The sequence below is a fragment of the Kribbella sp. NPDC051587 genome (assembly GCF_044453945.1).
Lineage (GTDB): Bacteria > Actinomycetota > Actinomycetes > Propionibacteriales > Kribbellaceae > Kribbella.
In genome coordinates this window covers 600,606-612,070 of record NZ_JBITDE010000003.1, presented here as the reverse complement: position 1 = coordinate 612,070, position 11,465 = coordinate 600,606, and the positions used below count along the sequence as shown (strand labels likewise).

Sequence of the window (11,465 nt, the reverse complement as noted above, 5' to 3'; positions counted from 1 at the left end):
CGGATCGTCGGACAATCCGACGGTTTGCCGAGGGAGGTACACCCGTGCAGGTCAGCGAGACGGTCGAGATCACCGGCCACCTGATGGACTCCGGGCTGCTCTCCCGGGTGCTCGACGACATCCGCGGGTACGGCGGTGAGTACACGCTGGACAAGTTCGACCTCGGCTACGACAAGGACGACCCGTCGACGGTCCGGATGACGGTCGGCGCGGACGACGAAGAGTCGCTGCAGCGGCTGCTGATGCGGATCCAGACCAAGGGCGCGAACCTGGTCGATCCCGGGACGCCGGAGATCACCGAGGTGACCCGGGACGGCGTCTTCCCGGACGGCTTCTACTCCACCACGAACCTGCCGACGAGCGTCCGCCTCAACGGCCACTGGGTCGCCGTCCGGAACCCGGAGATGGACTGCGGTCTGCTCGTCGAGGGCGAGACCGTCCGGACGATCCCGATGTCCGACGTGAAGGCCGGGATGCGGATCATCTCCAGCGCGCAGGGCGTCAAGGTGACCCCGCCGATCGTCGCGAACACCGAAGAGGCCTTCGGCTTCATGGAGTCCGAAGTCTCCAGCGAGAAACCGCAGCGGGTCCTGGTCAAGCAGGTCGCGGACGGCATGCGCGAGGCGAAGGCCAACGGCCTGAAGGTGCTGTGGGTCGGTGGTCCCGGCATCGTGCACACGGGCGCCGCGCCGGCGATGGTCGCGCTGGTCGAGGCCGGGTTCGTCGACGTCCTGTTCGCCGGGAACGCGCTGGCCACCCACGACATCGAGTCGTCCCTCTACGGTACGTCGCTCGGTGTCGACCTGGCCCGTGGTCGGGGGGTCGAGCACGGGCACGAGCACCACATCCGCGCGATCAACACGGTCCGCAAGGCCGGTTCGATCGCGGCCGCGGTCGAGCAGGGCGTGCTCACCTCGGGCGTCATGCACGCACTGGTCAAGCAGGGCAAGAAGTTCGTGCTGGTCGGTTCGGTCCGCGACGACGGCCCGCTGCCGGACGTCTACACCGACGTCCTCGACGGCCAGCGCGCGATGCGCAACGAGCTGGCCGGCGTCGGCTACTGCCTGATGGCCGCGACCATGCTGCATTCGGTTGCTACCGGCAACATTCTGCCCGCTTCCATCCCGCTGACCTGCGTGGACATCAACCCGGCCACCGTCACCAAGCTCGCCGACCGGGGCTCGTCCCAGGCCCGCGGCATCGTCACCGACGTCGGCCTGTTCGTCGAGCACCTGGCCCGCGAGCTCAGCCCGTCGTACGCCGAGGCAAAATAGCCGGGTGACTCAAGACTCCGCAGCGCGACCGGACCGGTTCACGGCGTTCCTGCACGAGTTCACAGTGTTCTTACGCGAGTTCGAAGAGGCCAACTCCGCGTTCGTGAACGGCGATGTCTCGCGGTGGATGCCGCTGGTGTCGCGCAGCGAGGTGAGCTCGATCTTCGGTGGGTTCGGGGGCCGCGAGACCGGCTGGTCGCAGGTCGGCCCGCGCTACGAATGGGCCTCGGCCCAGTTCGCCCCCAGCGGCGCGAAGGTCGAGTTCGAGTACCTGGATCAGCACGTCGGCCCGGACTCGGCGTACACGGTCGCGATCGAGCGCTGCACGGTCCGGTACGTCGATCGCCCGGGTGAGCATCGTCACGAACTGCGGGTGACGATGGTGTTCAGGGTCGAGGATGGCGACTGGAAGCTGGTCCACCGGCATGCGGACCCGCTGGCCGCCCCGCCGACCACCCCTTAGCTGCTTGGATGGCCCTATGACCGAGCTTGTGCACCTGACCGTGACCGACGGCGTCGCGACGCTGACCCTGGATTCGCCGCACAACAAGAACGCGCTCTCCCAGCAGCTCACCGGCGAACTGCTCGAGCACCTGGAGAGCGCGGCCGGCGACGACGCGGTCCGGGTGATCGTGATCCGGTCGGCCCTCGACGTGTTCTGCTCCGGCGCGGACATGTCCGAGGCGACCAGTGTCGGCATGGGTGTCGGCGCACAGCGGATGGTCGACGTCCAGCGCGCGATCGTCGCCAACCCCAAGCCGGTGGTGGCCCGCGTCGCCGGACCGGTCCGGGCCGGCGGCATCGGCATCGTCGCCGCGGCCGACATCAGCGTGGCCGCGGCCAGTACGACGTTCGCGCTGACCGAGGTGCGTCTTGGACTCGCGGCAGCGACGATCTCGCTGACCGTGCTTCCCCGCCTGACCGACCGCGCGGCGGCGTACACGTTCCTGACGGGCAACGGCTTCGAGGGAGTTGAGGCGGCCCGGCTCGGCCTGGTCACGCTCACCGTCGCCGACGACGAGCTCGACGAGGTCCTCGAGTCCATGGTCGAGTCCGTCCTCCTCGGCGTACCCCAGGGTCTTCGCGAGACCAAGAAGCTGCTCAACCGCGAACTCCTCGCCGACATCGACGCCCGCGGCACCGAGCTGGCCGAACTGTCGGCCTCCCTGTTCGGCTCCCCCGCGGCCCAGGAAGCGATGCTCGCCTTCCTGAACCGTAAGAAGAAGAGCTGAGCTAAGACACGAAGTTCCACCATCTGTCGCGCTTGGGTCGACGGCCCCGGCGGCGGAAGACCATGCGCTCGGCCAGGCGCTCGGGGGACTCGTACTCGGCGGACCGGTGGGCCCACAGCACGTTGGGCACATCAGCCAGAACCATAGGAAGACCGGCCGCGGCAACGAGCCGATAGGTGGCCTCGATCAGCCGAGAATGGTCTGTACACAGACCGTTGGGCCGGGACCGCGCCCAGGCGAAGCGCTTGCGGGCTTCGGGATGCGAACCGATGCAGTCGCGGACGTCGGCCCGCGGCAAGGGTCGCTCGGCGAAGCGCTCCAGCAGGTTCGCGAGCCGGTAGAGGTCAGGTTCGGTGAACGCCGCGACCTCGGCGGGCTCGAGAGGCCGGAGCAGGCGGCGGACCTCGTCACGTCCGAGCGGTCCGGTGCGGAGATCGCGAAGTTCGGTGCCCAGGTAATGCAGCCGGGACAGCGAAACCATCCAGACCGAACCGGCCCACCAGTTCACGGCGAGGAGAACGACCGCCAGCACCACCTGGCCCCAGCCCGAAACGCCGCCGCTCCAGCTGATCCGGCCGGCCTCCAGATGCCAGGGCAACACCGCGAGTAGCAGGATCGCGGCCGCGCCGTAAGCCACCCAGGCCGACGGATCGCGCAGGCTCATCGGGTGGTAGCGGCCGCCAGGCCGTCGCGGAAGTGCACGGGAACGCAGCCCGAAGACGAAGGGATTCCCGCTGCTCGTGACGTCGCGGAACACCTGCAGTGCCTGGCCCGGCAGGTGCAGGTACGGGAGGTACTTCGTGATGCGCTCGGCAAGGAAGGCCCCGGTAAAGGCGTGCGCCACCGTGATCGCCAGCAGCCCCACCCAGGCGAACCCGAGCGGCAGGTGGACGGCACCGAGGGACAACTCAGCGCTGCCGGCGAACAACCGGCCCGCGATCGTAGCCAGACAGAGCCCGGCACCGATCGCGAGTAGACGCGAACAGGCCTTGGCGCCGGTGACGATCCGGGCCGGCTCCGACTCGAGGTCGGGCCGGCGGAGATAGCCGGCCCGATGGTCCCGCCAAGCCCGCGTCACGCGCTTCGCCATTCAAGCGATTATGGCAGCCGCCCGGTCCTTCAGAGGCTGATCCGGTGTGCCGCTCCAGCCACCAGAGCCACCGGCGTGCGGGCGTCGCCGTACCGGATGACGCGGTCCTGATCGTGGTCGGCGGTGAGGATCACCTCGCGGCCCTCCGGTGACCAGGTGAGGTCGACGGTGACCCCACCGCGGGCGCGGAGGCCGGTGATGCTGCCGGTCGGCCACTCCGCGGGCAGAGCCGGGAAGAGCTCGAGTGAACCGGTGTGGCTCTGGAGGAGCATTTCGGCGATCCCGGCGGTGGCGCCGAAATTGCCGTCGATCTGGAACGGCGGGTGCGCGCACAGCAGATTCGCGTAGACGCCCGCGCCGCTGCCGACGTAGTCGGTCTCGGTGTCGTCGGCCAAGGTCAGGAACGCGCGCACGAGTCGGTGCGCAGCCGCACCATCGCGGAGTCGCGCGCGCAGGTTGATCTTCCAGGCCAATGACCAGCCGGTCGCCTCGTCGCCGCGGAGGTCCATCGTCCGGGTGGCCGCGGCCGCGAGTTCGGGCGTGCTGTCCGGGGTGATGAGGTCGCCGGGATGCAGACCGATCAGGTGCGACATGTGCCGGTGGTGCGGCTCCTGCTCAGGCAGATCAGCGGCCCACTCCTGCAACTGTCCCCGGCTGCCGATCGACGGATCCGGGATCCGCTTCCGCGCCGCCGCGAACTGATCCACCAGTACGTCGGTCAGTCCGAGCACCGAGGCAGTCTCGACACACTGGTCGAACAGGTCGGCGATCAGCGCGAGATCCATCGTCGACGAGACCGTGACCGACGCCGGCTCCCCGTCCGCCGCGACGAACTCGTTCTCGGGCGAGGTCGAAGGCGACGTACCGAGGCTTCCGTCGGGCAGCTCGGTCAGCCAGTCCAGGCAGAACTCCGCAGCCCCGCGCAACACCGGCCACGCCTGCTCGAGGAAGTCGCGGTCGCCGGTGAACGCGTAGTGATCCCACAGATGCCGGACCAGCCACGTGCCGGCCATCGGCCAGTTGGACCACTTCGGGTTGCCGTCGACCGGGACCGTCCAGCACCACGCGTCGGCGTTGTGGTGCGCGACCCAACCCGCCGCGTCATAGCGCTCAGACGCCGTACGGCGGCCGGCCGTGGCGAGGTGACCGAGATACGTGAGCAGTGGTTCGTGGCACTCGGAGAGGTTGGTGGTCTCGGCCGGCCAGTAGTTCATCTCGGTGTTGATGTTGACCGTGTAGTTGGAGCTCCACGGCGGCTGCAGAATGTCGTTCCAGATGCCCTGCAGGGTGGTCGGCAGACCGCCGGGTCGCGAGCTCGCGATCATCAGGTAGCGGCCGTAGTTGTAGATCAGCGCGGCCAGCGCCGGATCGTCGTTGTGCGCCAGCCGCTCATTAGTCGGCAGCACAGCAGCGTCGGTCGCGGGAAGATCAAGCGTCGAACGGCGGTAGAGACCGCGGTAGTCGGCCACATGCTCGGCCAGCAGATCGTCGTACCCACGAGCGAGCGCGGCCTGCACACGCACGTCCGCCTCGGCGAAGCACTCCTCGCGGGTGCTCGTCGGCGCAATAGCAGGACCGTCGTACCCGGTCGCGGTCGACAGGACGAAGGTGAACTCAGTCGCGTTCGTGTTGACGCTGCGGAGCGCAACAGCAGCAGCCATCCCGCGATCAGGCCCATCGGAGTAGCGCACCGCCTCCACGCCCTCGCGATGCGGCGGCGCCACGTCGGCCGGCGCCTGAATCAACAGCCCGTGCTCGACCTCCGAAGACTGCAGCTGCGAGGTCAGCCGAGCGGTGACCCCGATCGGCCCCGAAGCTGTCACGCGGACCACGAGCACACCCGCCGGGTGACTGACGAACGCCTCCTGCCGCAGCGTCAGACCTCCGATCTCATACTCGACCGTAGCGACCGCCGCCTCCAGGTCCAGCTCCCGCCGGTACGACGTCGCCTCGCCACTGACCGTGTAGTCGAGCAGCAGATCACCCAACGGCAGATACGCCTGCGAGTGGCCTGCCTGGAATCCGGTGGCCAGCTCCTCGGCCCGCCGTACATCACCCGCTGCCACCGCATCCCGAACCGCCTGCAGGGCCTGTGATCCGACCGCACCCTTGGGCTGCGAGAGCACTCGCTGGGTCTCCGGGCTGCCGGACCACAGCGTCTCGTCGTTAAGCGCGAGCCGCTCGGTACCGGGGCGGCCGAAGCACATCACCCCGATCCGGCCGTTGCCCAGCGGCAACGCCTCCACCCACTCCCCGGCCGGACGGTCGTAGCGCAAGCTGCTCACCGGATTCACCATGCGAGAGATCCTATGTCTCAGAGGTGCAGCTCGATCAAGAGGGGAAGGTGATCAGAGGCCTTCGGCAGGTCACCAGCCACTGAGGCCGGGATCGGCAGCACCCGGCCGCGAACCCCTGGCGTCAGCAAAGCGCCGTCGATCCGCCGCTGCGGATCCGACGAACTGAACGTCGGCCCGGCATCCGCCCCGAGGTCGACCAGCCCTTCCTCGGCCAACCGCTTCCACACCGGCCCGTCGGGCGTCTCGTTGAGATCACCCACCAGCAGGAACGGCGTACCGAAGGAGCGGCAGCCGCGCAGGACCTGATCCAGCTCATGCTGCCGGCCAAGAAGGTGCAGCCCCAGATGGCACACCACCAACGCCACCTGGGCCGATCCCACCGTCACCCGCCCACCGACCGCGCCGCCGGGCAGCTGAGTCGCAATGAACCGCAACCGCCGTCGCACGAACGGCCGCCAGATCCGCCAGTGCAACGGCTGGACCAGATCGATGCTGTCGGCAACCAACACCGCGTTCCGCGCCGACGCTGCGATGTACCGCAACCCGAAGGTCGCGGCCATCGCCCGCCGCTTCCGCCGGGTCCCCCACCAGGTCGGGGCCTCCTGCACCAGCATCACATCGGGAGCACAGGCCCGCACCACCCGCGCCAATGCCTCGCGGTCGTCACCCCACCGATGAACGTTGTAGGAGAGGACCCTCAGCGCAGCGGGCGGATGCGGTTCGGTCATGCCTCCGAGTCGTTCAGGTCGACGGACTGGAGATCAGGATCAGGAGTCGCAGCGCGCAACCCGGTACGACGGGCCGCGGACTTGCGGGCTGCCCTCTCCACTCGGGTGGAGCGGCCTCGCGCCGCGGCCGTCTTCGCCGTGACAGCGGTGGTCTTGACGCGGACCCGACGGAGCCAGGTGGCTTCTTCGCGAGCCAGGTCAGCTGCGCCAACCATGCCAGCCTCAGGTCCGAGCACCGCGCGCACGATGCGCGCCTCGGGCCGGAAGCCGCGACCGGTCAGTGTCCGCTTGAACGCCTCACGGGCAGGGGCAAGCAGCAACTCACCTGCATCCGAAACGCCGCCACCGATCACGAAGGTGCCTGGGTCCAGCGCCGCTGCCAGGTTGGCCAGGCCGATGCCGAGCCAGCGACCGACATCTTCGAGCAGCTCAACGGCAACCGGGTCGCCGTCCTTGGCCAGCTCGGTCACCATCGGCCCGTTGATCTTCCGCGGATCGCCACCGGCGGCTCGCAGCAAGTTGTGGGCGACCGGCGAACCGGACAGCGCCAGCTCGCGGGCCTCGCGGGTCAGCGCGTTGCCGGACGCGTACTGCTCCCAGCAACCGCGGTTACCGCACTCGCAGCGATGCCCGCCCGGCACGACCTGCATGTGACCGAACTCGCCCGCGATACCGAACTTGCCGCGCTGCAGAGCGCCGTCGTTCAGGATCGCGCCGCCGATGCCCGTACCCAGCGTGACGCAGACCAGGTGGCTCTCGCCCTGCCCACCGCCGAAGCGCCACTCCGACCACGCGGCCGCGTTCGCGTCGTTCTCGACGACCACCGGCAGCCCGAGGCGTCGTTCGACCGCGTCCCGCAGCGGCTCGTGCCGCCAGGCGAGGTGCGGCGCGAACAGCACCGAGGAGCGGGTCCCGTCGACGAAGCCGGCCGCACCGATGCCGACCGCGATCACGTCGTGCCGCGACTCGAGGTCGTGCACGATCTCGGCGATCGCGTCCTCGGTCTCCTTCGGGTCCTTGGTCGGCGTGTCCCGGCGCAGCCGGTCCAGGATGTTGCCCTCCGGGTCGACCACCCCGGCGGCGACCTTGGTGCCGCCGATGTCGATACCGATCGTCAAAGCCTGCGTCAGAGCCACACGAGCCTCCTCGTCGTGTCCCCCTCGGTAGATCCAGTATCCGGCATCGGCTGAATCACTTGACCGGCCCGAGGGCCGGGGCCGGGCGGCGCGCCAGGTCGGCCGCGCCGATCAGGCCGGCGTCGTTGCCCAGCTGAGCCAGCCCGAACGTCGGGTGCGGCCGGTTCGCCTTGGCCGGAAGGTTCTTCTCGAAGGCCACCTGTGCCGACTTCATCAGCAGCTCCTTGGCCGCGCTCACGCCACCGCCGATCACGACCGTGGTCGGGTCGAACAGGGTCGCGATACTCGCCAGCCCCTCGCCCAGCCAGCGACCGAGATCCTCCAGCAGCTCCACCGCGCACGGATCACCCGAGGCAGCGGCCTCGGTGATCATCGGCCCGGTCAGCTCGGCCGGATCCGTGATCCCGCACACGCTCAGCATCTGCGCAGCCGACAGCGAACCCGACTCCGCCTGCGCACGTCCCTCACGCACCAGCGCGCGACCGGAGGCGTACTGCTCCCAGCACCCGCGCGCGCCACAGCCACACCGATGACCACCCGGTACGACGCGCATGTGCCCCAGCTCGGCGGCAACACCGTGCGCACCCCGGAGCAACTGCCCGTCGATCACGACGCCGCCACCGATACCGGTCCCGACCGTCACACACACCATGTGCTCGGCCTCGCGCGCGGCACCGAAGGCGAACTCGCCCCAGGCCGCGGCGTTCGCGTCGTTCTCGACGACGACCGGGATCTTCAGCTTCTCGCCGACCCGGGCCCCGAGCGGCTCGTCCCGCCAGGCCAGGTTCGGCGCGAACAGCACCGTCGACCGATCCGACGACACGAACCCGGCCGCACCGATCCCGACCGCTTCCACGTCGTCGTGCGCGGCGATCAGCTCGGCCGCCGCGTCGATGATCGCCTCGGCGGTCGCGTCGACCGAGTCAGCCGGGGTGTCGCGATGTGTCCGGGCGCCGATCGTGCCGTTCGCGTCCACGACGCCGGCCGCGATCTTCGTCCCGCCGACATCGATGCCGATGGTCAGTCCCATGGTTCGGGGTCCTCACTCACGTCGATCCGGTCCACCGTGGGCGGTGCGGCCGGCTCGTCTTGGGCTTGCGAGGAACGCGACGCTGCGTCCTCCTGCTTCTGCCGGGCGACCTCGGCCGCCGACTCCAGCAACGTCCGCACCGAGCCGAGCACATGAGCGGCAGCGGTCGACAGCTGCTCGATCGTCTCCGGGCTGGTGTTGCGCACCTTGTTGATCAGCTGGCACACCGGGCACCAGACACAGTCCGGCCCCGACTTGTGCTCGTGTAGTTCTTCAGAGGAAGGCTCCGCAGCAGGAGGCCCAGCGTGCGTGTCAGCAGCAGACTGCAGTACGGCGAACAGCCGGGCGGCCTCCTCGGCGAGTGACCCCACCGGTTCCTTGGGACTCATCGGCCCTCCCCGATCGCCGCCTCGCGCGCCTCCTGCTTGGCGTGGTACTCGGCCGTCAACCCCTGTGCCAGCTCGGAAGCGGACTCCAACGGTCCCGCCGCACTGGGAATCTCCACCGGCCGGGCGACCTCCCGCGGCGCGAACCGCACCTGCAGCCGCCCGTCGTCCAGCCGAGCCCCAGCCACCACACCACGTGCCAGCGCCGCCGGCAGCGGCAGCACCCGCCGGTACGACCCGACCGTGATGATCAGCTCGTCGCCATGCCGCGCCAGCTCCAGCTCGCTCGCGGATGCGAGCGGCAACGGCATCGTCAGCGTGTACGTCCGGCCGTCGGTGTCGATATGCCGATCCACCCACAACGAGGTCTCTTCGGTCGCCCGCGCGAACGGGTCGTCCCCGCCGTACATCTCGACGGCGAACGCGGCCAGCTCCTCGACCCCGACCGGCTCACACACCCGGTACGGCGACTCCCAGATCGGCAGCGGCCGGAACGAGTCGGCGACCTCTTCGAGGATCCCGCGCTGCGCGGCAACCCACTGCCGCCGCCACGTGTCGGCGCCGGCCGCCGGGAACACCCGGTTGGCCACCACGCCGTCGACTCGGTAGCCGTACAAGGACAAGCGGGTGAGCGAACGGCGAGCCTCCGCGACCACCACGGCCTCCGGCGTCAGCACCAGCCGCACCGAAGCGTCCGGGCCGGCCAGCAGCGCACGGATGTCCGACAGGTCGCTCTGCAACCGCCGCAGCGCGTCGAAGACGGTGTCATCCGGCATCGGAATGCTCGACGAGCGGCTCAGGAACGGCCGGAACGTCCGCATCACCTTGCGCTCGGCGTTGAAGATCCGCTCCATGTACCAGTTGAGCGCGTCGGGCAGCGCCAGCAGCCGCAGCGTCTCCGCGGTCGGCGCACAGTCGACGACGATCACGTCCCAGCGCCCGGACCGGACGTGGTCGCGCACCTCGAGCAGCGCGAGCACCTCCTCGGCGCCCGGCAGCACGGTCAGCTCCTCGGCCTCGATCGGGTCGACGCCGACCATGTGCAGCACCGAGCGCAGATAGGCCTGGATGTCACCCCAGGACCGCTCGAACCGGCGCTGCGCGTCGATCTGCTGGACGAACAGCAGGTCGTCGATCTCGGTCGGCTCCTGGCCGACCTCGGAGTCGAAGGCATCCGACAACGAGTGCGAGGCGTCCGTGGACAGCACCAGCGTGCGCAGCCCGCGCAACGCGGCGAGCGTCGCGGTCCCCGCGGCCGACGTCGTCTTGCCGACGCCGCCTTTCCCTGTGTACAGCAGTACCCGAGTCACGTCGGATCAGGACTCGACGCGCTTCTTGAGCCCCTTCAGGGCTGTGTCGATGATGACCTTCTCGGCCTTGCGCTTGAGCATGCCGATCATCGGGATGGCGATGTCGACCGCCAGCCGGTAGGTCACTTCCGTACCCTCCGCACCGAGCTCTCGCAGGACGTACGCGCCGTCCATGCCCTTGACCATCTTCGCCTCGACCAGCGTCCAGGTCACCTCGTTGCGGGACCAGACGTAGTCCAGCGTGTACTCGTCGGAGATCGCACCGGCGTCGACCTTGAACCGGACCTGCTTGGGCCGGCCGGCCTCGTCGGTGGACAGCACCTGGGTCTCCCGCATCGAGTCGGCCCACTCCGGGTACGCCGCGAAGTCCGCGATCACCGCCATGATCTCTTTGGGGGTCGCGTTCACCACGATGGTCGAGGTGGTCTGTTCCGCCATCGATTCACCTCTTTGCTGCCGGGACTGCACCGTCGGGAGTTGCTCAGAGCGAGAGACTATCGCGGGTTGGTCCCCGGTACGTCGCTCGCCCGCGGCGCGGCCCGTTTCGGCTTCGTCCTTGAACGCCCACAACCGCTCCCGGTACTGCGTCACATACCGTTCCCGCAGCCGGGTGAGCGCCCGGCCCCGGACCGGGCGGGCCGGGTCGACCCGCAGGTACCAGTGCACGACGACCCCGTCGCGAACCCGCTCCAGCCACCACTCCGCCGTACCGATCGCGGCCCCGGTGACAGCCCACCGCACACCCTCCGCACCACGCCGCTCGGACGGGGTCAGCGTGAGCTCCGGCCACCACTCACGCCAGAGGGTGTCCGAGCCGAGCCGCTCGGCAACGTAGGCTGGATCAGCAACGACCATGTCGTCGCAACTGATGTCGAGCGTGGGCATGACTAGAACCTAGTTCCCTGGGTCACATAAACCTGGCTACTTGCGGGTAAGTGACTGTAGCGTGCGCCGGAAGTCGACAATTCGTGACCGACTGAGG

Annotated in this window: 11 protein-coding genes; 3 read left to right on the top strand and 8 right to left on the bottom strand. The window is 69.2% G+C overall.

All coding sequences use genetic code 11. From position 1 onward, the window contains the following. Positions 1-44 precede the first annotated feature (44 nt). Genes ACIA49_RS14975 through ACIA49_RS14965 form a run of 3 tightly spaced genes read left to right on the top strand, consistent with a single transcriptional unit; the run spans position 45 to position 2,506 of the window. Entirely contained in the window at positions 45-1,274 is a 1,230-nt protein-coding gene (locus ACIA49_RS14975; protein ID WP_396377710.1) for a TIGR00300 family protein, read from the top strand. Between the two features lie 4 nt (positions 1,275-1,278). Next, on the top strand, positions 1,279-1,737 hold the full coding sequence (locus ACIA49_RS14970) for a YybH family protein (protein WP_396377709.1): 459 nt from the start codon (positions 1,279-1,281) through the stop codon (positions 1,735-1,737). 16 nt (positions 1,738-1,753) lie between these two features. Next, entirely contained in the window at positions 1,754-2,506 is a 753-nt protein-coding gene (locus ACIA49_RS14965; RefSeq protein WP_396377708.1) for an enoyl-CoA hydratase-related protein, read from the top strand. Position 2,507: 1 nt separating this feature from the next. Here the strand turns inward: ACIA49_RS14965 and ACIA49_RS14960 are convergent, their stop codons facing one another. From ACIA49_RS14960 to ACIA49_RS14925, 8 genes are read right to left on the bottom strand one after another with little or no spacing between them, the layout of a single operon-like run. Continuing rightward, positions 2,508-3,596: a hypothetical protein gene (locus ACIA49_RS14960; RefSeq protein ID WP_396377707.1), complete on the bottom strand. Its 1,089-nt coding sequence runs from the start codon at positions 3,594-3,596 to the stop codon at positions 2,508-2,510. A gap of 29 nt (positions 3,597-3,625) precedes the next feature. Continuing rightward, positions 3,626-5,881 carry a glycosyl hydrolase family 95 catalytic domain-containing protein gene (locus ACIA49_RS14955; protein ID WP_396377706.1) on the bottom strand — a complete coding sequence of 752 codons (2,256 nt, stop codon included), beginning with the start codon at positions 5,879-5,881 and terminating at the stop codon, positions 3,626-3,628. 29 nt (positions 5,882-5,910) lie between these two features. After that, positions 5,911-6,621: an endonuclease/exonuclease/phosphatase family protein gene (locus ACIA49_RS14950; protein WP_396377705.1), complete on the bottom strand. Its 711-nt coding sequence runs from the start codon at positions 6,619-6,621 to the stop codon at positions 5,911-5,913. Further along, positions 6,618-7,757 carry an ROK family glucokinase gene (locus ACIA49_RS14945; RefSeq protein ID WP_391542120.1) on the bottom strand — a complete coding sequence of 380 codons (1,140 nt, stop codon included), beginning with the start codon at positions 7,755-7,757 and terminating at the stop codon, positions 6,618-6,620. The genes ACIA49_RS14950 and ACIA49_RS14945 overlap by 4 nt, the downstream gene beginning before the upstream one ends. A gap of 55 nt (positions 7,758-7,812) precedes the next feature. Continuing rightward, positions 7,813-8,787 carry an ROK family glucokinase gene (locus tag ACIA49_RS14940; RefSeq protein ID WP_396377704.1) on the bottom strand — a complete coding sequence of 325 codons (975 nt, stop codon included), beginning with the start codon at positions 8,785-8,787 and terminating at the stop codon, positions 7,813-7,815. Next, positions 8,778-9,176, bottom strand: a complete 399-nt coding sequence (locus ACIA49_RS14935) for a hypothetical protein (protein ID WP_396377703.1) — start codon at positions 9,174-9,176, stop codon at positions 8,778-8,780. The genes ACIA49_RS14940 and ACIA49_RS14935 overlap by 10 nt, the downstream gene beginning before the upstream one ends. Beyond that, positions 9,173-10,483, bottom strand: a complete 1,311-nt coding sequence (locus ACIA49_RS14930) for an ArsA family ATPase (protein WP_396377702.1) — start codon at positions 10,481-10,483, stop codon at positions 9,173-9,175. Before ACIA49_RS14930 ends, ACIA49_RS14935 begins: the two co-directional genes overlap by 4 nt. A gap of 6 nt (positions 10,484-10,489) precedes the next feature. Next, positions 10,490-11,368 carry an SRPBCC family protein gene (locus ACIA49_RS14925; RefSeq protein ID WP_396377701.1) on the bottom strand — a complete coding sequence of 293 codons (879 nt, stop codon included), beginning with the start codon at positions 11,366-11,368 and terminating at the stop codon, positions 10,490-10,492. Positions 11,369-11,465: the final 97 nt, after the last annotated feature.